Consider the following 22,496-nt stretch of genomic DNA (forward strand, 5'->3'; position numbering starts at 1 on the left):
TTCAATAGCATTAAAAATCAAATTTATAATTCGCTCCCACTACCAATTGAAAACCTTGAACAGGAAAATTCAACCATCTTTCATACATCTGATTGGCAATATTATTGGCTTTCAAAAAACCAGTCAATCGCTCGCTGTGTTTGTAACTTAAATGAGCATTCAAATCCACAAACGATTTTAAGGTAGTTGGAGCGTTATTATAAACTGGCGGGTAAATTTGAATATAAGCGATATCTCTATTAATTTGTAAATCTTTTCGTGAACCTACAAAAAATACATCTGCCCCAGCATACCATTTGGAATTAATAGTATAATCTACATTCGCATTCAATTGTATCGCCGGTAAATTCCACGCCTCTTCTTGTGATTCTGTATTGTAAAAAGCGATTGTCCCATTGGCTCCAAAACGCAAAGCCTCAGACAGATCTGCTTTTATTTCTCCAAAAAGGCGAGCTGTTTTAACTCGATCAAAAACAACTTGAAGTGAGTTTCCAAAAGCATACGGCTGGTTAGTCAATTCAGCAGAGAAATCATTGCTTTTAAACAAGGCTTTATTATTTTCATTGCTGTATGAACCTCTAATATTGTAGCTAATTGTAGCTGCCAATTTACCTTTTAAACCGGCAAAAACATCATATTTTCTGTCTGTTGGACTTATAATAGAAGTTGGCGATAGAAACGGATTTTGATCTACAAAATTCAAATACGAGTTTTGATCCAAGCCCCCTTCTGCTCCAGCATAAAAAATCATTAAATCTCCCACTACTTTGTGTGAGGCTGAAACTTGCGGATAGAAGTACATCTTATTTGTACTGCTTTTTCCGCCTAAACTATAATACATTCCCACACCCAAACGCATAGTCCAATCGTCTTTCTCTAATTCATAACTAGGAGAAATTCCGAAATTGGTGAAACGATATTCAATAGGATTCAAATTGGTTTTTGTATAATTTTCATCCAACTGACCGCCTAAATAATCTACGATAGCATTTAACTTGATTTCTTTGCCAAAAGCGTTGAACTTAAATGAGGGTTTGGCATAGAATCGATTTTCTGATGAACCAAAAGCATCTGAAAAATGAGCAAACCTGAAGCTTGCTGCTTCCAAAATACTTTCGTTAAACTCTATTTTGGAATCCAAAGCAATCGTATTATAAACCTGTCTAGGATCAATCGAGTTAATCAAACTAGTCTTTGTTGTAGGGGAAATCAAATTCATAAAAGCCGTTGGTAATCCATACCAATTATAGATTTGATTTTGGTACCCTAAATTCACATTCCAAGACAACTCTTTAGCCTCTGCTCCATAAGTTAGATCCAAAGAAGTATCATAAAATGCATTATCTAAATCCACACCTTTAATTCCGCCTTGAGAAGACAAATGGCGAAACATACCCGCCACATATTCCTCTGAATTTAAATCTTGAGTAACAAATAACTCGGCATTTATGGTTCCATAATTACCAGCTCCCAATGTAGCATAACTTTTATAAAAACGTCCTAATTCTTCTTTCTCAACACTTTCAGCACCTCCTTTTGAAGGAGTAAAAGTAGATGCCACTGGAAAAGAAAAAATACTATATTTCACAGTCTCTTTAGCCGAGTTAACTTCGTCATTCAAAGCAGGTGTCTCTTTAATTTTAAAAGCATCAGAAATTGTTGGAGTATATGATTTTACCACATTAACTTCTTCAGTTCTTATTTTTTCGTTTTTTTTCTGTGCTACGCCAAATTGAACAAATAATAAAGCAAAAGAATAAAAGACTGTATTTTGAAAAATTTTTATCATAATGAGTGGGTATTATATAATGAAATAGCTATTCTTTAATTATAGATGAATTTGTTTTTGACTCCTCTACTTTAATAGTATCTAAATCTGCTTGCGCTTTAGACACAATTTCAGGATATTCAGAAAAATTTTTAATAATGGTTTCCAATATGAATGTAGCCTGGTAACTGTCCTTCAAAGCATAAAAATTGGATGCCATTAACAACAAACCTTTGGCACCATACCATTTATAATCAGAATAATTTTTTGCTAATTGTTGCACTGATGCATTCGATTCTTCATAGTTAGCTGCTTTATTTTTGAAATAAGCCTCATAATACAAGGCCTCTGCTCCTAACTCTCCTTGAGATGAAATCAATTTTTCATAACCTGCCTTAGCTTTGGCTTCATCACCAGTCTCCATTGCGGATCGAGCCACTACAATTTGCGCATCATTTTTTACATCAACTTCAATTTTAGGATTATCCAACACTTTTTCTGCATACACAACAGCATTAGCATAGTCTTTTTTATCGTAATACAATTTCATCAAATTTGCTTGCGCAAATGTTTTGTTGGATAGCAAATCCGCTTCGTTCTCAATTCGAGTTAAAACTACTATTGCCTTATCAACCTCCTTTGATTTCAATACAATTTGAGCCAAACGAACCAATGAAGGCTCAGTAAATTCATTACGAGGCTCTGCAATAACATAGTCATAATTAGTTGCTGCTTTTTCCTCTAAACCAGTTGCATAACGCAATTGCCCCAAATAAAAGTGCGCTTGTAAAGCATGAATTCCTTTTGGAAAAACAGTTAAATAAGAAGCGAAACCACTAATCGCTTCAGAAGTATTACTTTGTTGGTATTGCTTTTCTGCAGACTCGTAGGTATCATTATCCAAATCGGCATCAGTTACAGCTACAAAATCTAATGTTCTTACCCAAGCAGCATATTCATCTACTTTTCCATTTTCTACATAAATCAAACGGGCAGTTGATACCGCCTCTAATGCTTCGGAAGATTTTGGAAAATCAGCTACTACCTTTTTGAATTTCGCCAGTGCCTTTTCATCTTTCTCTGCATTGTAATACACTAGACCTTGTCTTAATATTGATTTTGAAACAAACGAACCGTTTCCATATTCTACGATTAATTGGTCATAAGTTTTTATTGCTTGATCATCTTTGTTTAAAGTGACATACGTATTCCCTAATTCAAATAAAGCATCATCGCGGTATTCTGATTTTGGATACTGCTCTAAAAACGAAACTAGACTTTCGATTTTTTTATCATTTTTTCCAATGAAACCAAAAGACAAACTTCGTTGATAAAGCGCATAATCCGCATCCACACTTTTTTGCTCAATTACTTTGGCATAAGCCTCCATAGCCGAACCGTATTTGGATGTTACAAAGCGGCAATCAGCAAGGCGTAAATAGGCATCATTCAAACGCACTTTGTCTGTGCCTTTTTCAATTTGTTTTTGAAAATAATTTCCTGACTGATCGTACTCTTTCATTTTAAAATACGCATAAGCAATATTGTAATTGCAATTGCTGAACTCAGGAGTTGTTGTTGCTTCGCTATAAGTAAGAAACTGTTTGAATGACAACAAGGCATTTTTAAAATCATCTAATACAAATTGAGTTTCTCCTTTCCAAAACGTAGCTCTAGCAGTTATAAAAGCATCTTTTTGTTGACCAATCGCTTTTTCAAACTGTTGTAAAGCTAGTTGATACTCTCCATCTGTAAAAGATTGCAATCCACTGTAGAAAAGAACTTTTTGATAGGCCAATTTATTCTCTTGACTCTCATTTTTTTCCAAAATAAGCAACGCTCCTTTGTAGTTTTTTGAAGAAATATAAGAATCAACTAGCAATTTTCGGATGGAAGATGCGCTTGAACTTTGAGGAAACTGTTCTAAATAAGAAAGTAAAATTTTAGGAACACTCTCATACGAATTTCCAATTTCGTAACTCAATTTCGCATAATTCAAACTCGATTCTTCTTTTAATAAATTATCAAAATCCATTTCAGAAGCATTTTTAAAAGCATTTAGCGCTTCTTGTTTCTTATTTAAACTCAAATAACTTTGTCCTAAATGGTAAAAGCCGTTTTGCGCAATAAAATCTTTACCGTCAATAATTTTGTTAAACTGAGATACTGCGTTCTGAAACTCTTTTTGCTGATAGTATGCAAATCCCAATTGATAAAAATCAGTATTCGTCCATTTTCCATTTTTACCCTCATACAACTTTAAATAGTCGATTGCTTTGGCATAATCTTTTAAATTAAAATAGCTTTCGCCAATAATCTTATTCAGTTCTGATTGTTCTTCAACAGAAGATTTTGGTAGTGCTGCAACTCCTAAATCAATAGCCTTTTGAAAGTTTCCTGATTTAAAATTCATATCCGATTGGTAATAGGACATGCGTTCCTTGTATTTTCCCTCATTGGATACTGCATCAAAATACTTGGTAGCTTGTTTATAATCATCACCTTCATAAGCCATAAAACCCAAATAATATTTGGCTTGCGATCCGTAATTTTCACTTTCTACAACTTTATTAAAATAAGTCGTAGCCTCTTTTTTGTTCTTGGTAATAAAAAAACTATATGCTTTTTGAAAATTGTATTTCTCGCTTTCGCTAGCGGCCAAATACATTTCATCTACTTGATCGTACCAAGTCAATGCTTTTTCATAATTCTCTTGTTGAAAATAAAAATGCCCAATTTCTAAATAAGACGTATTTTTCTTGGTACTCGTTGGATAATTATTTATAAATCGCTCCATCAAAACACCTGCATTGGGTTGGCGTTCGCGAATCGCACATATTGCCGTGTAATACATTAAATCAGATTGTAACTCTGGATGGAGTGAACCGGAATTTAAACGATCAAACACCAATTTAGCATTCCCAAATTGCCCCGCATTGAAAAGAGAAACCGCAGTTTCATACTCTTTTAAATTGGAATTGTATATGGATGACTTTTGAGCTGAAACCGAAAAAGTTCCACAAAAAAATAGGGTGAATAAAATCCCAGAAAGTATACGCATTGTGATTTTTGTTTAAAATTCAAATGTATCGTTTTATACCCTTTATAACGAACAGCTATCCGTTTTTATTATGAACAAATGTTTTAACAAAAAAATAAAAAAAATTAGGGTTTGATACTTGAAATTTGGCAATTGATAATTACTTTTACCACTTAAACAAATGCAAATTATGTCACAATCCATTTTATCTTTAAGAAACGCAACAATATATCAAGAAGGAAGAGTCATTTTATCTGATGTAAACCTTGAAGTAAAGCAAGGCGAATTCATTTATGTAATTGGCAAAACCGGCTCAGGGAAAAGTAGTTTATTGAAGACTTTGTATGCCGATTTGGAACTTAAAGAAGGTGCAGGACATATTGTAGATTTTGATTTGGCTACTTTAAAAGAAGATGATATCCCTTTTTTGAGAAGAAAAATCGGAATTGTTTTTCAAGATTTTAAATTATTACCTGATCGTTCTGTAAAAGACAATATGCTTTTTGTTTTGAAAGCAACAGGTTGGACAGATACTCCTGAAATGCTTCAAAAAATTGATGAAGTATTAGATAAAGTGGGAATGAAAGATTTTGCTACTAAAATGCCGCACCAACTTTCAGGCGGAGAACAACAACGTGTAGCTATTGCAAGAGCCTTATTAAATGACCCCGAATTAATTTTAGCCGATGAACCAACAGGTAACTTGGATCCACAAACTAGTGCTGAAGTTTTAGAAGTACTTCGTAAAATTAATGAGAATGGAAAAACAGTATTAATGTCAACTCACGATTACGCATTATTAGTTAAATTCCCATTTAAAACGTTGAAATGTGAAGATGCTAAAATTTTTGAAGTAGTTCAAAAAACAGCATAATTCAAAATGAAGCAAATTAGCTCTTTACAAAATCCATTCATCAAATCATTGGTGTTATTGCAGGAAAAAGCAAAAGCACGTAAGCAAACTGGGGCTTTCTTAATAGAAGGACAACGCGAAATAAGTATTGCTATCAAAGGCGGTTACCAAATCGAAACTGTACTTTTTTTACCTGAGATTTGTTCCGAAAAAGAAGCACAACAAATGGCTCCTACAGCCGAATTAATAGAAATCAATAAAGAGGTATTTCAAAAGCTGGCTTACAGAGACACTACCGAAGGAATTTTGGCCGTTGCCAAAACTAAATCTACTCTTTTAACCGATTTAAAACTATCTGAAAATCCATTGATTTTAGTTGCCGAAGCTCCTGAAAAACCTGGAAATATTGGTGCGTTATTGCGTACCGCTGACGCCGCAAATTTAGATGCAGTGATTATTGCTAATCCCAAAAGCGATCTATACAATCCTAATATTGTGCGCTCAAGTGTAGGTTGTTTATTTACTAATCAAATTGCCACAGGAACAACTCCTGAAATCATCGCTTTTTTGAAAGACAATAAAATTGACTTTTACTGCGCTACATTACAAAACTCAAACGAATACCATAAAGAAAACTACACTACCCCAACGGCATTAGTTGTTGGAACAGAAGCGACTGGATTATCCCAAGAATGGCGAGACGCAGCCAAGAAAAATATTATCATTCCGATGCAAGGCGAAATTGATTCTATGAATGTATCTGTCGCTGCTGCTATTTTAATTTTTGAAGCCAAAAGACAAAGAGGTTTTTAAATTCTTTCTTAAAATTATTCTCAAATTTCACTTGTGTAATTGGTCGTTATTTTCTAATTTTAGAAATTGAACCGCGGCTACTATGACAGAAATAGATATTGAGAAAGAAAATAAGGCCATTGCCCAAGAATACAAAGAATTACTCCGAATTAGTTACCAAACACTAACGGATAGTGATAAGAAATTGATTCGGAAAGCTTTTGACGTGGCTGTTGACGCTCACAAAGATCAAAGAAGAAAATCTGGAGAAGCTTACATTTTCCATCCTATTGCGGTGGCTAAAATTGTGGCTTCAGAAATAGGTTTAGGCGCTACCTCTATTGCAGCAGCCTTATTGCACGATGTTGTTGAAGATACTCCCATTACTGTTGAAGATATCGAACGTCTATTCAATCCGAAAGTAGCTCAAATGGTGGAAGGGTTGACCAAAATATCTTTAGTCCAAAAAGATTTAAATGCGTCTATCCAAGCGGAGAATTTTCGAAAAATGATTTTAACTCTCAACGATGATGTTCGAGTAATTTTAATCAAACTCGCTGACCGTTTGCATAATATGCAAACTATGGGATCTATGCGAGAAGACAAGCAAACAAAGATCGCATCAGAGACTTTATATATCTATGCTCCTTTGGCGCACCGATTAGGTCTTTATAATATCAAAACAAAGTTAGAGGATTTAGGATTAAAATATACAGAGCCGGCTGTATACCACGATATTGTTAGTAAAATAAAAGAAACCAAAGAAGAACAAGACAACTACATAAAAAATATTTCTGACGTTTTAAAAGCTTCATTAGAAACTGAAGGAGTTGAAGCTGTAATTAAAGGCAGGCCAAAATCCATTTACTCTATACGAAGAAAAATGAGAGTACAAGGAGTTAGTTTTGACGAAGTATTCGACAAATTTGCTTTGCGTATTGTTTATAAATCGAATCCTCATGACGAGAAATTTTTAGCTTGGAAAATATATTCTATTGTTACAGACCACTATCGTCCGAGTCCAAGTCGTTTGCGTGATTGGATTTCGTCACCAAAATCAACTGGTTATGAAGCCTTACACATTACCGTCATGGGCCCAAAAGGCCGCTGGGTAGAAATTCAAGTTCGAAGCGAACGCATGGATGAAATTGCCGAAAAAGGGTATGCAGCGCATTACAAATACAAAAATGGAGCTACAGAAGAAAGCGGATTAGATATTTGGCTAAATTTACTACGCGAGGCATTAGAAAATGCCGAAACCAATGCGGTAGATTTTGTTGAAGATTTTAAAATGAATTTATATTCGCAAGAAATCTTTGTTTTTACTCCAAAAGGAGACATTAAATCATTACCCAAAGGTGCCACCTCTCTTGACTTTGCTTTTGGAATACATTCAGAGATTGGTGTTCGTACCCGCGGAACACGTGTCAACGGAAAACTTGTACCTTTAAACTACGAATTAAAAAGTGGCGACCAAGTAGAAGTGATTACTTCTCCTAATCAAAAACCAACTTCTCATTGGCTAGATTACGTGACCACTGCAAGGGCTAAAACAAAAATTAAAAATGTCCTAAATGAGGACACTAAAAAAATTGGCGAAGAAGGAAAAGAGTTGTTGACTAGAAAACTGAAACACCTTAAAATAAACTTAGACGAAAAAACTGTTAACGAATTAGTTAATTTTTTCAAGCTCAAAACTAGTTTGGACTTATTTTATAGAATAGGAATTGGCGCCATTGAAAATCAACAACTCAAAGATTTTGCCTCTCAAAAGAGCAATAAATTTTTAAGTTTCTTTAAAAATAAAATCAAAAGATCTAACAACACGCATTCCAATGAAGATGTAAATAAGCCAGTAATAAGTACTAATTATGACACATTAGTTTTTGGTAAAGAACATGATAAATTAGATTATAAATTTTCACCTTGTTGTAGCCCAATTCCAGGAGATGAAGTTTTTGGTTTTGTTACGGTAAATGAAGGTATTAAAATTCATAAAAGCGATTGTCCAAATGCTATTGGTTTACAATCTAACTATGCCTACAGAATTATGATTGCCAAATGGATTGACTCAAGTCAAGAGGAATTCAAAGCTATCATTAAAATTACAGGAATGGACTCGTTAGGTTTGACCAACCAATTGACTAAAGTGATATCAAATAATATGCATGTCAATATCCAAAGTATATCGCTATCTACTGAAGCTGGAATTTTTGAAGGCCAAGTAACCGTAATTGTTCAAAATAACACTATTCTAAAAAAATTAATACTCAATATCAAAAAAATTGAAGGAGTGGATAAAGTAATTAGGATTTATACTTCGTAAAATATTTTTCAACAATTGACAAACTTATCAACTGATTTAGACAGATCTTACAAAATAAATTATCTTTGCAACCATGACACTTATAGCTTCAAATAATTCCAAAAATCAAGAGACTGTAAAAAACGTTTTTACAATGTATCTTGAAAATAACGGGCATCGCAAGACACCTGAGCGCTATGCAATCCTGCAAGAAATATATGAAAATGAAGACCATTTTGATATAGAAAATCTATACATCAAAATGAAAAATAAAAACTACCGTGTCAGTAGGGCTACGCTTTACAATACCATAGAATTACTTTTGGACTGTGCTCTAGTTAGAAAGCATCAATTTGGTCAAAATCAAGCGCATTATGAAAAATCGTATTTTGACAAACAGCACGACCATATAATCATGACCGATACTGGCGAAGTAATTGAATTTTGCGATCCTCGAATTCAAACCATAAAAAAAACAATAGAAGAAATTTTCGATATTGAAATTTCAAATCATTCTTTGTATTTCTATGCCACCAAAAAAAATAATTAAATTAAATTATAATACTAAACACAACAACACAAATACAATATAATGACCATAGATTTACTACTAGGATTACAATGGGGAGATGAAGGAAAAGGAAAAATTGTCGATGTTTTAACTTCAAAATACGATATCATTGCCCGTTTTCAAGGAGGACCAAATGCAGGACACACATTAGAATTTGACGGCATTAAACACGTTCTTAGAACCATTCCTTCTGGAATTTTTCATAAAACTGCAATCAACATCATTGGAAACGGAGTTGTTATTGACCCAGTAGTTTTTCAAAAAGAAATTGAAGGATTAGAAAAATTCAATATTGATATCAAAAGCAAATTGATAATTTCTAGAAAAGCGCATTTAATCTTACCTACGCACCGTTTATTAGACGCTGCTTCTGAAACAGCCAAAGGTAAAGCCAAAATTGGTTCTACTTTAAAAGGAATTGGTCCAACCTATATGGATAAAACCGGTAGAAACGGAATTCGTGTAGGTGACATTGAATTAGCTGATTTCAAAGAAAGATACCGTGCGTTAGCTGACAAACACGAAGAAATGATCAAATTCTACGATGTGGCTATTCAATACAACTTAGCTGAAATGGAAAAAGAGTTCTTTGAAGCTATTGAAGAATTGAAAAAATTAGATTTCATTGATAGTGAAGAATATTTACACCAAGCGCAAAAAGCAGGAAAATCAATCTTGTGCGAAGGTGCTCAAGGATCATTATTAGATGTTGACTTTGGAACCTATCCATTTGTAACTTCATCTAATACAACTGCAGCAGGCGCTTGTACTGGTTTAGGAATTGCTCCTAACAAAATCAAAGAAGTATACGGAATTTTCAAAGCTTATGTTACTCGTGTAGGAAGTGGTCCTTTTCCAACAGAACTTTTTGACGAAGACGGGGCTACAATGGCGAGAGTTGGAAATGAGTTTGGCTCAGTAACCGGAAGACAAAGACGTTGTGGTTGGTTGGACTTAGTTGCATTAAAATATGCAATTCAAGTTAACGGCGTAACTCAATTGATGATGATGAAAGGCGATGTTCTTTCTGGATTTAAAACCCTTAAAGTATGTACTGAGTACAATTACAAAGGACAAAAAATCAGTCATTTCCCTTACAACATTGAAGAAGAAAATGTAACACCAATTTATAAAGAATTCAAAGGATGGGAAGCCGATTTAACTGGTATGACTACTTACGATGAATTACCAAAAGAATTAAAAGAGTACATTGAGTTCATCGAAAAAGAAGTTGAAGTACCTATTAAAATTGTATCTGTTGGACCAGACAGAAGACAAACGATACTGAAATAAATAATTAAAAACGCTCTGAAAATTCAGAGCGTTTTTTTTTTATAAAAAGCATACATTTACTTTTTAAATTGATTTCTTGTGATGTACCGCTATTTCATTCTCAAATCGTTTGTTTTACTTTTCTTTTTTGGCTCATGCCAAAAAGAAGAAAGCGAAAGTAATAGCAATTTAGGCTATCAAATAACCAATGCTAAAATCACCTACAATTCCAAAAACATCCAACTCATTGGTGCCAATACTTTTCATGTATTCAGTGCCGGAAGTGCCGATATGAATTCTTGGAATCTAGACATTGCAAGAGAATTTATTGGCAACACCAAAGAAACGTCTCTTTCAGGACCTCCAATTCAAGATAGCAATGGAAAATACATTTATTCGTTACAAAATATAGTTGATGAAAATAGAAAGCAAAATAAAATAAGTTGGATTTGTGCTTTTGGTTGGGATGGAAATTCAGCTACATTATTTACTGGGAAATCTCCAAAAAACACTTATTGGTGGGAAGAATACAAATCCAAACTGAGATTATGGGCGCTTCATTTTAAAGATCAAAATGATGTTTGGATTGAAGTTTGGAACGAACCTTACAGATATGATCGTGCTGATGGTTATACGGATGCAATTTGGTTACAAAATATGAACGAGCTAACTACAATAATCCGTGGAACTGGAAATAATAATATTGTGATAATACCGTGTGCGGAACAAGGTCAAGATGAAAGCGTTTTACTAAACAAAGGTAAAGAATTTCTTGAAGGCAAATCCAATATTCTCTTTGACATTCACGCCTATGAAAAGTGGTTGCTAGATTCTCCTTCTAAAATTAATAACAGACTTAATGCATTGAATCAAAATAAGCTACCAATTATTATAGGTGAAACAGCACCCATGAATGCAGGTGTTTTAATGAATCCCGATCCGTTTTTAAACTTGATTTATGACAAAGGAATTTCGGTTTGTGCTTGGGTTTGGAAAAAAGACGAGTCCGATCAAGATGCATTAATGACTCGAGATGGACTTCCTAATAATAACAACAATAACAATTGGGGAACGACTTATAAAAACTTAGCTCTTAAAGCTAGAAATCCACAACCTTAAACTAGATGAAAAACCCAAAAATAACAATTCAAAAAACCGAGTTACTTTCTGATAATTGGTATATCTTAAACAAAGTAACGTTTGACTATAACAAGGACTCAGACGTTCCCGAAACTCAAGTTAGAGAAGTATATGACCGTGGCAATGGAGCTGTAATTTTGTTGTATAATAGTGCTAAAAAAACAGTGGTTTTAACAAGACAGTTCAGACTACCAACCTATTTAAATGGAAATAGCTCTGGGATGCTAATCGAGGCTTGCGCTGGTATGTTAGACAAAGATAATCCGATTGAATGCATCATTCGAGAAACAGAGGAAGAAACGGGTTACCGACTTTCGTCAGTAAAAAAAGTATTTCAATCCTATATGTCACCTGGAGCAGTTACTGAAATTTTACATTTTTTTATTGGTGAATACCAACCCGAAATGAAAGTTTCAGAAGGTGGCGGACTTGCCGAAGAACACGAGAATATCGAAGTACTCGAATATCCATTTAATGAAGCGTACCAAATGATTGCTTCTGGAAAAATTACGGATGCTAAAACCATTATGCTACTACAATATGCTAAAATAAATTTACGATTGTAAAGTAGGCGCAAGTATATTTTAGTATTTTTACTCTTCAAATCCTTTTGCATTGACTTCTAAAAAAGTACATTCTTCGGCATTAAAAGAAAAAGCTGGTATTTCGCAACCCGAAAGCATCAGTAGTCAATCTGTGGAACATATCCAACTTTCTCGAAAAGTACAACCTTCAGCAGAGGAACTCGTTGAGGGAATTCTAGCTGGAAACATTACCGCTTTAAGTCGTGCGATTACTTTGGTTGAAAGTATCAATCCGATTCATTTGGCAAAAGCCAATACCATTATCAATAGTTGTTTGGCTCATGCGAATCAATCGGTACGAATTGGTATTACAGGAGTTCCAGGTGTTGGAAAAAGTACCTTCATTGAAGCTTTTGGAAAACACTTAACAAGTCTTGGTAAGAAAGTTGCTGTTTTGGCAGTTGATCCAAGTAGCACCATTAGTCACGGAAGTATTTTGGGAGATAAAACCCGAATGGAAGAATTAGTTAAAGATCCTAACGCCTTTATTCGTCCATCAGCCTCTGGAGAAACCTTAGGAGGAGTAGCGCGAAAAACTCGTGAAACTATAACATTATGTGAAGCCGCAGGTTTTGACACGATCATCATAGAAACGGTTGGTGTTGGTCAAAGTGAAACTGCAGTTCATAGTATGGTTGATTTCTTTTTACTCCTAAAAATTGCTGGAGCTGGAGATGAACTTCAAGGAATCAAACGCGGTATTATGGAAATGGCCGATGCGATTGTGATCAACAAAGCCGACGGAGACAATATCAAAAAAGCACAATTTGCCAAAGTCGAATTCAATCGAGCCTTGCATTTATTTCCTGCAAAAAAATCAGGTTGGACACCCAAAACAACTACTTGTAGCGCCATCACATCTGAAGGGATTCCTGAAGTTTGGAACACTATAACAGAATTCCTAAACCTAACTCAATCGAATTCTTATTTCTTTGAAAAGCGTCAAAATCAGAACCAGTTTTGGATGTTAGAAACCATCAACGACCAATTGAAATCGAATTTTTACAACAATCCAGAAATTCAACAACAGCTAGAGTCTACAAAAAAAGCGGTGCAAAATGATGAAATTTCACCCTTTGCAGCCGCTAGCTTATTATTGGAAAAGTATTTTAAAAAATAATTTATTCTTCATATCGACCAATTTCTCGGTCATAAAATTCGTTGGCTTCAACAATTAAAGCTTCCATTTCAGCATTCAGTTCTGCTTCATCTAAGTCTTCTGCTTCTTCCATAAACTCCACCTCATCGTCTTTCAAATTAATGATGAATCGAGGGTAATCTAAATGGATGATGAAAATATCATCTGGAAAGTCGGTATTATCACCTAATAAAAATTTTGGTAATTCCATATTGTAATTATAATTTAAAATTTAATTCTCGTTGACTAATCGTCTTGAAATTGTCGTAAAGCGAATATACAAAAATAAAGCTGCCGCTGTTAATCCAGCTAAAAGTCCTATCCAAACCCCAACAGCTTTTAATTCGGTTGCTAGACCCAAATAGATTGAAATTGGGAAACCAATAACCCAATAGGCCACAAATGTAATATACATAGGGATTTTTGCATCTTGTAAACCACGAAGCGCTCCCAAAACTACAACTTGCAGACCATCAGAAATCTGAAAAACAGCTGCAACAAGTAATAAATTAGAAGAAATTGCGATTACTTCTAAATTCTCTGCTAAATTATTTAAGTCGGATAAATCAACAAAAATATAAGGTAATACTGTATGCAAAACCACAAATAATAGGGCAAACACAATTTCAATTAGTATGGTTAACAAAAAAATTGACAATGCAACTTTTCGAAGTGTTTGATAGTCTCCAAGTCCTTTTTGATTACCTACTCGAATCATTGCTGTAACATTTAATCCCATTGCAAACATAAAAGTAAGAGAAGCTAAACTCAACGCAATTTGATTTGCTGCTTGACTTGTAGTGCCAATCATTCCACATAGCCAAATGGCACCAGTAAATAAAGCCACTTCAAAAAACATTTGCATAGCAGAAGGCATTCCTAATTTTATAATCTTCAAATTCACTTCTCTTTTGATTTCTTTTAAACTAAATCCTTTAAAATAAGGATGAAACTTCGGTTTTAAGTTCATCATATAATGCATAAATCCAAGCATCACAAAACGAGAAGCAATAGTACCAATTGCAGCCCCAACGATACCCCATTTTGGAAAAATCCAAATTCCGTAAATTAAAAAATAGTTGATAACTACATTGGTTAAATTTCCAATAATAGTTGCCCACATTGAATATTTGGTTTCACTCAAACCATCGGCAAATTGTTTGTACGCTTGGTACATAATTAAAGGAATCAATGAAAAACCTACAATATCTAAATAGGGTTTAGCCATTTCCACAACAGCTTCGGGTTGTCCCATGAAAGCAATCAGTGGTTTTGAAAAGAAAATTAACGTAAATAAAGCCACACCTAAAATTGTACATAAATACAATCCGTGATGAAATGCCGAACGACCACCAGCGACGTCATTTCTTCCATCTGATTCGGCTACCAAAGGTGTAATTGCAGTTGAAAAACCAATTCCCAAAGACATAGCTATGAAAACAAAACTATTTCCTAGTGATACAGCCGCTAATTCGGTTGGACCTAATTTTCCAACCATAATATTATCTACAATTCCAACAATGGTATGGCCCAACATTCCTAAAATAATAGGGTAAGCTAATTTAATATTATAAGAAAACTCTTTGGTATAGGTAGCTAATTTCAAAATAGATTAAGGGTTTTGAAAGGCTGATGCCTTTTGATTATAGTTAGGCTAAAGTTTCCACAAACTGAACACGAACACTGCCGTCTTCGTCAATATGTGTCAACTGAATTTTGTGTAAGGTATTGGCTAATTCAGGATTCCAAGGTGCTTTTACTTTGACATAATTTTCAGTAAATCCGTGAATATAGCCTTCTTTATTTTCAGTTTCAAATAAAACGGTTCTTTCCGTTCCCAACTGACTTTCATAAAAAGCACGACGTTTTTTTACCGATAATCCACGAAGCATTTTACTGCGTTTAGCACGCTCATTGGCAGGAACAACGCCGCCCATTTCCGCTGCTTCAGTATTGTCTCGCTCCGAATACGTAAACACGTGCAAGTAGGAAATATCCATTTCGTTCAAGAAATGATAGGTTTCTAAGAAATGTTCTTCTGTTTCACCTGGAAAACCTACAATCACATCCACACCAATACAGGCGTGAGGCATCACTTCCTTGATTTGATTGACTCTGTCGGTATACACTTCACGCAAATAACGGCGTTTCATCAACTTCAAAATCGCATTACTTCCTGATTGCAATGGAATATGGAAATGAGGTACAAAAGTCTTGCTTTTGGACACAAAATCGATCGTTTCATTTTTCAATAAATTCGGTTCGATTGACGAAATTCGCAATCGTTCAATGCCTTCTACTTGGTCCAAAGCTTGCACCAAATCTAAAAAAGTATGTTCGTGTTTTTTATTCCCAAATTCGCCTTTGCCATAATCGCCAATATTCACTCCGGTCAACACAATTTCCTTGATGTTTTGCTCCGAAATTTCTTTAGCATTTTGCAATACATTTTCTAAGGCATCACTTCGCGAAATACCTCTTGCCAAAGGAATTGTGCAATAGGTACATTTGTAATCGCAACCGTCTTGTACTTTCAAAAAAGCACGGGTTCGATCGCCTATAGAATAACTGCCAACATAAAAATCCGCTTCGGCAATCTCGCACGAATGTACTTCGCCAAAATCATTCTTAGACAAATCGTTTACATAATCCGCCAACTTGAATTTCTCTGTCGCACCCAAAACCAAATCCACTCCATCTACATTTGCTAATTCTTCTGGTTTCAACTGCGCATAGCAACCCACCGCAGCCACAAAAGCCTTGTCGTTCAACTTCATCGCTTTTCGCACCACTTGCTTGAACTGCTTATCGGCATTTTCAGTCACAGAACAGGTATTAATCACATACATATCTGCCACTTCTTCAAAATCCACACGATCAAAACCTTCGTCTTGTAAATTACGTGCAATAGTAGAAGTTTCCGAAAAATTCAGTTTACAACCCAGCGTATAAAAAGCTACTTTTTTTCTTTCTGACATTCTTTTGATTTTTTGGGCGAAACCCCAGGCAAGCAATCTGGTTAAAAAATACGTTTTTTCAAGCCTGTGGTCGGGCTATTCGCTGTATCTTTTATAGTTGTCTTCGAGAACCTCAGTCAACTATAAAAGGATGCCGCTGTTATCCCTTTCGCGGGACAAAAATACGTACAAAAAACAACATATAAAACTATGTCTTATTAAGTCATTGCGAGGAGGCACGACGAAGCAATCTATTGTATTTATATAATATTTTGATTAAACTTGTATTAGTTCACGTCATTGTTGCACTCGTCATTGCGAGAACGAAGTACGAAGTAATCTAAACCTTAGCCCCCTATGAAACCCGGATTTATTTATATTATTACAAATAAAAACCACACCGTTCTCTATACAGGAGTAACTTCAAATTTACCGAAACGAATCAAAGAGCATCAAGTTAAAAGATACCAAGGCTCATTCTCTGCACGATATAATGCCAATAAATTAGTGTATTATGAAGCTTTTCAAATAATTGGCGATGCCATAAGTAGAGAAAAACAAATCAAAGCAGGTTCAAGAGCTAAAAAAATAGCAATCATCAATTCCGTAAATGCGGAATGGAATGATTTGTATGAAGAAATTGTTGGGTTGTTTGGATGAGATTGCTTCGTCGTGCCTCCTCGCAATGACGGACTGCGTTAGCAATGACTACAAAATAAACCGTCTCACCACCTCAGCCACTCCATGATCGTTATTCGAAGCCACAATAACATCGGCACGATCACGCAATTCAGGTGTTACATTATCTACCCAAACGCCTAAACCGGCATATTCCACCATGGTTAAATCGTTTCCAGCATTGCCCACTGCAATAATTTCTTGTTGTTGAATATTCAATTTCTTGGCTAAGAATTTAATACTTGCTGCCTTGTCAATACCATTTTGTGCTACTTCCAAAAAGAAAGGCTTGGACATACACACACTCAAATGCGGCATGGCTTGTTTTAAATGGGTTTCAACATTTTTTAAATACTCAGGATCTTCCAACAAAATACATTTAATAGCTGAAGATTGCACTTCGGCTTTAAAATCAGGTACTTTATTATGAGCCAAACCCGTAATATTTTTTTCAATATCAATATATTGAGAGTCGGTTTCACTCACAATTTGATTATTGACATAAGTGATAATATGGGTTTTGTGCTGCACGCTATAATCGTACAAAGCATGAATTTGTTCTTGAGTCAATGTTTGCTCAAAAATCACCTCATCATTGGATAAATCGGTAATCACCGCACCGTTATACGAAATCATATAGGAATCGTCCAATTCTAATTCTTTGGCATACCCCGTCATAGCCGGCGTTGGCCTTCCAGAAGCCAAAACAATATATACTCCCAAACCTTTGGCTTGAGCCAACATTTTTTTATTCTCTTCAGAAATGGTATGGTCATCGGTCAACAAGGTGTCGTCCATGTCCAAAACCAGCATTTTGTATTTCATCTCAACTCGATTTCGAAATTAAATACTCATTCTGAATTCCTCAATCACCGGATTGGCTTTCGCAAAATCGGTTTCTTGGATAAACAATTCCACCGCTAAATCAGCATTGCCAAACCCTCCCAATCGTGCCGATTGTATATTGTCTTTCTTCATTGTAGTCACTCCCGCTTCTTCTAATTTTTCCTGCAAGCCCATTGCTAAAACTTCGCTTCCAGAAAACACTTTCATTAATCCCATATTCTTTTTTTCATTAATTATATAATCGCCACTGATTACAGGATTTAAAATGATTTTGCTTCCAAAATCAAAGTGAAATATATAAAATCCAATTATGCAATCATTTTAATCATACTAATCTGTGGCATAAAATCTTATTACTCTTCGCTTTCTTCGTTCTCTTCGTCTTCTTCAAAGTCAAACTCATAGGGTTCCAACAACATTTTGTCGGCCAAAATAGCCACACGTTCCGTGTATTGCTCAGTAAAAATAATGCGTTGTGTTTTGGCTATACTGTTCGAAATTCGCATGATTTTAGTTTCGTGACGCAATTTCAAAATAGGATCAGCATCATCTAAAATAAACATCTTCAAACGATTGACATTATAACCCGCAGTTGAGAACATATCATTCAATTTATTGGGTGTGCCAATCAATACGTCAATACCTGTAGAGATGTAATTTTTATCATAATCCGTATCTCCTTTGTCATGAACTCCGTATACCTCTAACGGATCATATTTACCATATTCTTCAAACAAAGCTTCCATTTCCAGTACCTTCGCTTTATCTTCAACAATGATTAGCGCCCGTGGCGATTCTTCTTGTTTTCCCGCTAATTGCTGAATCACATTAAGGACAATTGTAGTTGTTTTTCCACTTCCTTTTGGAGCCACAATCAAACAATCAGACCCACTTTTAATCGTAGAAAATGTTTCTTGTTGCAACTCATTGGCTTCGGTCAAACCTTTTTCAATTAAAGCATTTTGAAGGGCTTCGTTTATTTTTTTTAATTTCATCTTCTATTTTTCTCAGCGAAATTTCACTGGTTTTCTATTTATTTACTCGCAAATAATGTCACATCGTTCTCTGAAATTTCATTTCCTCCTAGAATAATCAACCGCTCCACTACATTGCGTAATTCTCTAATATTTCCTGTCCAATCGTATTCTTGCAATAACTGAATAGCCGTTTTTGAAAACGTCTTAATTGTGGTCCCTTGCTCTGAAGCAATCTTGTCTGCAAAATGAGCAATCAACATCGGAATGTCATCTCTCCTATCATTCAAAGCGGGCACTTTGATTAAAATCACCGCCAATCGATGGTACAAATCTTCGCGGAAACGCCCTTCGGCAATTTCCTTTTTCAAATCTTTGTTGGTTGCCGCTACCACACGCACATCGACTTTGATGTCTTTGTCAGCACCCACTCTCGTAATCATATTTTCTTGTAAAGCACGTAATACCTTGGCTTGAGCAGAAAGACTCATATCACCAATTTCATCTAAGAAAATCGTTCCTTTATCAGCCGCTTCAAACTTACCTGCACGATCTTTCACCGCCGAAGTAAAAGCGCCTTTCACATGACCAAACAATTCGCTTTCTATCAATTCTGATGGAATGGCGGCACAATTCACTTCTACCAAATGGAAATTAGCACGTTCACTTTTCTCGTGTAATTGATGCGCTACCAATTCTTTTCCAGTACCGTTAGGACCAGTTATCAAAACACGGGCTTCGGTTGGCGCTACTTTTTCAATCAACAATTTGATATGATTTATGGCTTCGCTTTCGCCAATCATTTCGTAATTCTTGCTGACTTTTTTCTTCAGAATTTTATTTTCGACTACCAATTGTTTTTTGTCCAAGGCATTTCTAACGGTATTCAACAACCGATTCAAATCGGGTGGTTTTGAAATGTAATCAAAGGCACCCAAACGCATAGTATTGATTGCAGTTTCCATATCGCCATGACCTGAAATCATAACCATAGGAATTTCTGGTTTTATTTTTTTGACCGCTTCGAGTAATTCGACACCGTCCATTTTTGGCATTTTGATATCGCACAAAACCAGATCGTAATCCGTATTTTTTATCTTTTCATAACCCGCAACACCGTCTTCGGCTTCTTCAACAACATAAGTCGTATTCTCTTCCGAAAGAATTTTTACTAAAACTCTTCGGATAGCAGCTTCATCTTCTATGATTAATATTTTACTCATTTTTGAACAGGTTATGTGTTGATTTGGTTATTTGGTTAAACTATTAAACTTATAACCTTTTAAACTACTACACATTAATACTTTAGCCATCGATACAATTCTTTCCAAGTTGGTTTTTTACCGTACATCAATATTCCTACACGGTAAATTTTTGATGCAAACCAAACTACTAAAAAGAAGGTTGCTAATAAAATAACAATAGATATTGCAATTTGCCACAAAGGTACGCCAAACGGAATACGCATCAACATCACAATAGGTGAAGTCAAGGGTACCATTGAAAAAACAGTAGCTACGGTGCCGTGTGGATCGTTTACTACAGTAAAAAATCCAATGTAAACACCTAATACCAAAGGCATAATAATGGGTAATAAAAATTGTTGCGAATCGGTTTCGTTATCTACGGCCGCTCCAATAGCAGCGTAAAACGAACTATACAAAAAGTAACCTCCAATAAAGTAAATAACAAAGCAACTTAAAATCGTCGCGATAGGTAAATTCAATATTTCAGCAATATACATTTGAGCCGTACTAGCCATCTCTTGTTGTGCTGATTGCATCATTTCGGGCGGGATTTGATTCGTCGCTCCTACATTGGCCCCTAAAAATACCGAAGCCGAAAACAACAAACTTAAACCAATAATAGCCCAAATAAAGAATTGCAAAATTCCCGCTAATGAAGTTCCAATGATTTTCCCCATCATTAATTGGAACGGTTTTACCGATGAAATAATGATTTCGATAATTCGGTTGGTTTTTTCTTCAATAACAGAACGCATCACCATATTTCCATAAATGATGATAAACATCATAATCAAATAACCAAATGCACCACCAATAGCAATTTTAATTTCGTTCAAGCCTTTCAAACTTTGTTCTCCGGAGGCTTTCTTCAAATTAATAGTAACATCGGCTTCCGCTTGATGAATGGCTAAGGTGTCCAAATGCGCTTCTTCTAAATTAGTCAAAGTCATTTTTTTAGCAATAATTTCTTGCGTTTTTTCGATAAAAGAAATACTTGGACTTTCGTTCGAAATAAACTGAATTTGGTTTTCTAACGTTGCATTGTCTTTTGTTTTTGGAATAAACAAAACCCCTTCATAAGCTTCGTCAACGATACTCTTTTTAAGAGTATCTATAGCAACCGCCGTTAAATCAATGTAGTTGTATTCTTCAGACGGTTTATTTTTTGCTAAAAATTCGTTGACAAACCGACCCGATTCATCATGAATGGCAATTTGTTTCGTATCCGCTTTCATAGAACTCAAATAACCTACAAACAAAGCGATACCAACAAATAGTAACGGACTTAAAAAAGTCATTACAATAAAGGATTTATTGCGCACTTTGGCAATAAACTCTCTTTTAATAATTAATGAAATTATGCTCATTTGGCTATTATTTATTGGTTACTGTTTGAATAAAAATATCATTTACACTCGGGATTTTTTCCATAAAATGGGTTACTTGTCCGCGTTGTGTTAAAATATGCAACAACTCATTTGGACTTGCATTTCCTAGCTGAACTTCTAATTTTAATTCATTATTCAACGACTTAAATTGGGCTGGTGCCAAAGTGAATTTTTGGGTAATATCATACATCAAACCTTCTACATTGTCTGAAAGAATACCTACTTCAAAACTATTGGTTCTAAATTGCTTTCTCACCTCATCTAATTTCCCTTCAATCAATTTATTGGATTGATGAATCAAAGCGATATCATCACATAATTCCTCTACACTTTCCATTCGATGTGTCGAAAAAATAATGGTCGAACCTTGTTCTTTCAATGCTAAAATTTCGTCTTTAATGATATTGGCATTCACAGGGTCAAAGCCTGAAAATGGTTCGTCAAAAATCAACAATTTGGGTTGGTGCAACACACAAACTACAAATTGGATTTTTTGCGCCATCCCTTTAGAAAGCTCTTGTATTTTTTTATTCCACCACCCTTGAATTCCCAATCGGTCAAACCAATAATCGAGTTGTTTTTTGGCTTCGGCTTTGGTTAAACCTTTCATTTGTGCCAAATACAAACATTGCTCCCCAACTTTCATACTTTTGTACAAACCCCTTTCTTCTGGAAGGTAGCCAATATACTGCACGTGTTTGGGTTGTAATTTTTCACCATCCAAAATAATCTCACCACTATCAGGTAAAGTAATTTGGTTGATGATGCGAATTAGCGAGGTTTTTCCCGCTCCATTGGGTCCCAACAAGCCGTAAATACTACCTTTAGGAACTGATAAAGAAACTTCGTTTAGCGCTACGTAATCGCCGTATTGCTTCACTATTTTATTAACTTCAAGTAAATTACTCATTCTTAATTTTGATTTTAGTCACTTTAAACTTGG

General features: G+C 35.1%; 20 protein-coding genes. 9 read left to right on the plus strand and 11 right to left on the minus strand.

Annotated elements, in window-relative coordinates; all coding sequences use genetic code 11:
* Nucleotides 1-10: 10 nt before the first annotated feature.
* Nucleotides 11-1,789 (minus strand): TonB-dependent receptor, encoded by a 1,779-nt coding sequence (locus tag LPC20_RS10580; RefSeq protein WP_229325204.1) that lies wholly within the window; start codon nt 1,787-1,789, stop codon nt 11-13.
* A gap of 28 nt (nt 1,790-1,817) precedes the next feature.
* Nucleotides 1,818-4,829: a tetratricopeptide repeat protein gene (locus tag LPC20_RS10585; protein WP_229325205.1), complete on the minus strand. Its 3,012-nt coding sequence runs from the start codon at nt 4,827-4,829 to the stop codon at nt 1,818-1,820.
* A 169-nt stretch (nt 4,830-4,998) separates the two neighbouring features.
* On the opposite strand from LPC20_RS10585, the gene LPC20_RS10590 reads away from it, so the two are divergent.
* From LPC20_RS10590 to meaB, 8 genes are all read left to right on the plus strand, one after another.
* On the plus strand, nt 4,999-5,682 hold the full coding sequence (locus LPC20_RS10590; RefSeq protein WP_229325208.1) for a cell division ATP-binding protein FtsE: 684 nt from the start codon (nt 4,999-5,001) through the stop codon (nt 5,680-5,682).
* Nucleotides 5,683-5,688: 6 nt separating this feature from the next.
* Entirely contained in the window at nt 5,689-6,474 is a 786-nt protein-coding gene (locus LPC20_RS10595) for a TrmH family RNA methyltransferase (protein ID WP_229325210.1), read from the plus strand.
* Nucleotides 6,475-6,556: 82 nt separating this feature from the next.
* Nucleotides 6,557-8,779 carry a RelA/SpoT family protein gene (locus LPC20_RS10600; RefSeq protein ID WP_229325211.1) on the plus strand — a complete coding sequence of 741 codons (2,223 nt, stop codon included), beginning with the start codon at nt 6,557-6,559 and terminating at the stop codon, nt 8,777-8,779.
* Nucleotides 8,780-8,852: 73 nt separating this feature from the next.
* Nucleotides 8,853-9,308, plus strand: a complete 456-nt coding sequence (locus tag LPC20_RS10605) for a Fur family transcriptional regulator (RefSeq protein ID WP_229325213.1) — start codon at nt 8,853-8,855, stop codon at nt 9,306-9,308.
* A 42-nt stretch (nt 9,309-9,350) separates the two neighbouring features.
* Nucleotides 9,351-10,622: an adenylosuccinate synthase gene (locus LPC20_RS10610; RefSeq protein WP_229325215.1), complete on the plus strand. Its 1,272-nt coding sequence runs from the start codon at nt 9,351-9,353 to the stop codon at nt 10,620-10,622.
* A gap of 81 nt (nt 10,623-10,703) precedes the next feature.
* On the plus strand, nt 10,704-11,720 hold the full coding sequence (locus LPC20_RS10615) for a cellulase family glycosylhydrolase (protein ID WP_229325218.1): 1,017 nt from the start codon (nt 10,704-10,706) through the stop codon (nt 11,718-11,720).
* Nucleotides 11,721-11,725: 5 nt separating this feature from the next.
* Nucleotides 11,726-12,307: an NUDIX domain-containing protein gene (locus LPC20_RS10620; protein ID WP_229325219.1), complete on the plus strand. Its 582-nt coding sequence runs from the start codon at nt 11,726-11,728 to the stop codon at nt 12,305-12,307.
* 49 nt (nt 12,308-12,356) lie between these two features.
* Complete coding sequence (meaB, locus tag LPC20_RS10625; protein ID WP_229325220.1) at nt 12,357-13,445, plus strand: methylmalonyl Co-A mutase-associated GTPase MeaB; 1,089 nt, start codon at nt 12,357-12,359, stop codon at nt 13,443-13,445.
* Between the two features lies 1 nt (nt 13,446).
* On the opposite strand, the gene LPC20_RS10630 is transcribed toward meaB, so the two are convergent.
* The 3 genes from LPC20_RS10630 to mtaB are packed head-to-tail and all read right to left on the minus strand — an operon-like array spanning nt 13,447 to nt 16,441.
* Nucleotides 13,447-13,674, minus strand: a complete 228-nt coding sequence (locus tag LPC20_RS10630; protein WP_229317172.1) for a hypothetical protein — start codon at nt 13,672-13,674, stop codon at nt 13,447-13,449.
* 21 nt (nt 13,675-13,695) lie between these two features.
* On the minus strand, nt 13,696-15,069 hold the full coding sequence (locus tag LPC20_RS10635; RefSeq protein ID WP_229325222.1) for an MATE family efflux transporter: 1,374 nt from the start codon (nt 15,067-15,069) through the stop codon (nt 13,696-13,698).
* 43 nt (nt 15,070-15,112) lie between these two features.
* Nucleotides 15,113-16,441: a tRNA (N(6)-L-threonylcarbamoyladenosine(37)-C(2))-methylthiotransferase MtaB gene (gene mtaB, locus LPC20_RS10640; RefSeq protein ID WP_229325224.1), complete on the minus strand. Its 1,329-nt coding sequence runs from the start codon at nt 16,439-16,441 to the stop codon at nt 15,113-15,115.
* 336 nt (nt 16,442-16,777) lie between these two features.
* Between mtaB and LPC20_RS10645 the strand changes: the two genes are divergently transcribed.
* Nucleotides 16,778-17,080, plus strand: coding sequence for a GIY-YIG nuclease family protein (locus LPC20_RS10645; protein WP_229325226.1), 303 nt, complete (start codon nt 16,778-16,780; stop codon nt 17,078-17,080).
* A 48-nt stretch (nt 17,081-17,128) separates the two neighbouring features.
* Here the strand turns inward: LPC20_RS10645 and LPC20_RS10650 are convergent, their stop codons facing one another.
* The 6 genes from LPC20_RS10650 to LPC20_RS10675 form a co-directional block, all read right to left on the minus strand.
* Nucleotides 17,129-17,923: a Cof-type HAD-IIB family hydrolase gene (locus tag LPC20_RS10650; RefSeq protein ID WP_229325228.1), complete on the minus strand. Its 795-nt coding sequence runs from the start codon at nt 17,921-17,923 to the stop codon at nt 17,129-17,131.
* Nucleotides 17,924-17,941: 18 nt separating this feature from the next.
* Nucleotides 17,942-18,160 carry a putative signal transducing protein gene (locus LPC20_RS10655; RefSeq protein WP_229325230.1) on the minus strand — a complete coding sequence of 73 codons (219 nt, stop codon included), beginning with the start codon at nt 18,158-18,160 and terminating at the stop codon, nt 17,942-17,944.
* 137 nt (nt 18,161-18,297) lie between these two features.
* Entirely contained in the window at nt 18,298-18,939 is a 642-nt protein-coding gene (locus tag LPC20_RS10660; protein WP_229325232.1) for a DEAD/DEAH box helicase, read from the minus strand.
* Between the two features lie 38 nt (nt 18,940-18,977).
* Nucleotides 18,978-20,141 carry a sigma-54-dependent transcriptional regulator gene (locus LPC20_RS10665; protein ID WP_229325234.1) on the minus strand — a complete coding sequence of 388 codons (1,164 nt, stop codon included), beginning with the start codon at nt 20,139-20,141 and terminating at the stop codon, nt 18,978-18,980.
* Nucleotides 20,142-20,215: 74 nt separating this feature from the next.
* Entirely contained in the window at nt 20,216-21,532 is a 1,317-nt protein-coding gene (locus LPC20_RS10670) for an ABC transporter permease (RefSeq protein WP_229325236.1), read from the minus strand.
* A 7-nt stretch (nt 21,533-21,539) separates the two neighbouring features.
* The gene (locus tag LPC20_RS10675; protein WP_229325238.1) at nt 21,540-22,463 is read right to left on the minus strand and encodes an ABC transporter ATP-binding protein; all 924 of its coding nucleotides are present in this window, start codon (nt 22,461-22,463) and stop codon (nt 21,540-21,542) included.
* Nucleotides 22,464-22,496: the final 33 nt, after the last annotated feature.

Origin of the sequence: Flavobacterium ammonificans (assembly GCF_020886115.1) — a bacterium.
Taxonomy (GTDB): domain Bacteria; phylum Bacteroidota; class Bacteroidia; order Flavobacteriales; family Flavobacteriaceae; genus Flavobacterium; species Flavobacterium ammonificans.

Excerpts from the sequence above, each read along its gene's own strand:
- LPC20_RS10590 (WP_229325208.1), top strand. The coding sequence starts at position 4,999 with ATGTCACAATCCATTTTATCTTTAAGAAACGCAACAATATATCAAGAA.
- LPC20_RS10585 (WP_229325205.1), bottom strand. The coding sequence starts at position 4,829 with ATGCGTATACTTTCTGGGATTTTATTCACCCTATTTTTTTGTGGAACT.
- LPC20_RS10630 (WP_229317172.1), bottom strand. The coding sequence starts at position 13,674 with ATGGAATTACCAAAATTTTTATTAGGTGATAATACCGACTTTCCAGAT.
- LPC20_RS10580 (WP_229325204.1), bottom strand. The coding sequence starts at position 1,789 with ATGATAAAAATTTTTCAAAATACAGTCTTTTATTCTTTTGCTTTATTA.
- LPC20_RS10670 (WP_229325236.1), bottom strand. The coding sequence starts at position 21,532 with ATGAGCATAATTTCATTAATTATTAAAAGAGAGTTTATTGCCAAAGTG.
- LPC20_RS10655 (WP_229325230.1), bottom strand. The coding sequence starts at position 18,160 with ATGGGATTAATGAAAGTGTTTTCTGGAAGCGAAGTTTTAGCAATGGGC.
- mtaB (WP_229325224.1), bottom strand. The coding sequence starts at position 16,441 with ATGTCAGAAAGAAAAAAAGTAGCTTTTTATACGCTGGGTTGTAAACTG.
- LPC20_RS10600 (WP_229325211.1), top strand. The coding sequence starts at position 6,557 with ATGACAGAAATAGATATTGAGAAAGAAAATAAGGCCATTGCCCAAGAA.
- LPC20_RS10620 (WP_229325219.1), top strand. The coding sequence starts at position 11,726 with ATGAAAAACCCAAAAATAACAATTCAAAAAACCGAGTTACTTTCTGAT.
- LPC20_RS10610 (WP_229325215.1), top strand. The coding sequence starts at position 9,351 with ATGACCATAGATTTACTACTAGGATTACAATGGGGAGATGAAGGAAAA.
- LPC20_RS10665 (WP_229325234.1), bottom strand. The coding sequence starts at position 20,141 with ATGAGTAAAATATTAATCATAGAAGATGAAGCTGCTATCCGAAGAGTT.
- LPC20_RS10660 (WP_229325232.1), bottom strand. The coding sequence starts at position 18,939 with ATGAAATTAAAAAAAATAAACGAAGCCCTTCAAAATGCTTTAATTGAA.
- LPC20_RS10595 (WP_229325210.1), top strand. The coding sequence starts at position 5,689 with ATGAAGCAAATTAGCTCTTTACAAAATCCATTCATCAAATCATTGGTG.
- LPC20_RS10605 (WP_229325213.1), top strand. The coding sequence starts at position 8,853 with ATGACACTTATAGCTTCAAATAATTCCAAAAATCAAGAGACTGTAAAA.
- LPC20_RS10645 (WP_229325226.1), top strand. The coding sequence starts at position 16,778 with ATGAAACCCGGATTTATTTATATTATTACAAATAAAAACCACACCGTT.
- LPC20_RS10675 (WP_229325238.1), bottom strand. The coding sequence starts at position 22,463 with ATGAGTAATTTACTTGAAGTTAATAAAATAGTGAAGCAATACGGCGAT.
- LPC20_RS10615 (WP_229325218.1), top strand. The coding sequence starts at position 10,704 with ATGTACCGCTATTTCATTCTCAAATCGTTTGTTTTACTTTTCTTTTTT.
- LPC20_RS10650 (WP_229325228.1), bottom strand. The coding sequence starts at position 17,923 with ATGAAATACAAAATGCTGGTTTTGGACATGGACGACACCTTGTTGACC.